The organism is Saccharopolyspora antiqui (assembly GCF_052246905.1).
Lineage (GTDB): Bacteria > Actinomycetota > Actinomycetes > Mycobacteriales > Pseudonocardiaceae > Saccharopolyspora.
Map to the genome: position 1 here is coordinate 1 of NZ_JBQQBO010000065.1, position 633 is coordinate 633.

Sequence of the window (633 nt, forward strand, 5' to 3'; positions counted from 1 at the left end):
CCGAGAACCTTTTGCCATCGAATCCCCAGATGAACCGTCGCATGTTGCCGGTCAGATGCAACACGATCTCGCGGCCCGGAGGCCGATCGTCATAGGGCTGGCCCAGCGTTCGCAAGTCTGCGTAGGTCAAAACCCTCCGGCCATTTTGGCGCAATCTCGGCCCAGGGTCTGCGAGCGACTTGGAAGGGTTCATCGACCGCATGTCGACTTCGGGGCCGCCGTGCATACCCAGCATCGTCATTGGGTGGGAATGCTCGGGCTTACCATCGTGGGACATCGACATGGAGGGTTTCATGCCGGCCATGCCTTCATCGCCGGACTGCAGTCGCTTGCCTGGCATGGCGTCGGCCGCGGTTTCGCCCCCCGCCTACATAGAGTGGCCGAGGGGGGAATGGATGCCGTTGTCCTGAGTTTCCATCGTTTCATTGGGTGGCCCGCTGGTCATAGACATTCCGTTCATGTTCATGTCCATGCCCATGTCAGCCATGGTCAGCCAGGTTTTGGGGTCCATAATAGGAATCGCGGCCCGCATGCCGTGCTTCGGCGCGAGGGTGGCACGTGCATATCCGCTGCGGTCCATCGCCTGTGCAAATATGGTGTATGCCTCATTCCGGGGCATCTGCACCAACACAT

2 pseudogenes are annotated in these 633 nt (G+C 60.2%); both read right to left on the reverse strand.

From position 1 onward, the window contains the following. Window positions 1-340: pseudogene (locus tag ACTWQN_RS38025) on the reverse strand (hypothetical protein); the annotation flags it as partial. Window positions 341-367: 27 nt separating this feature from the next. Continuing rightward, window positions 368-633: pseudogene (locus ACTWQN_RS38030) on the reverse strand (hypothetical protein); the annotation flags it as partial.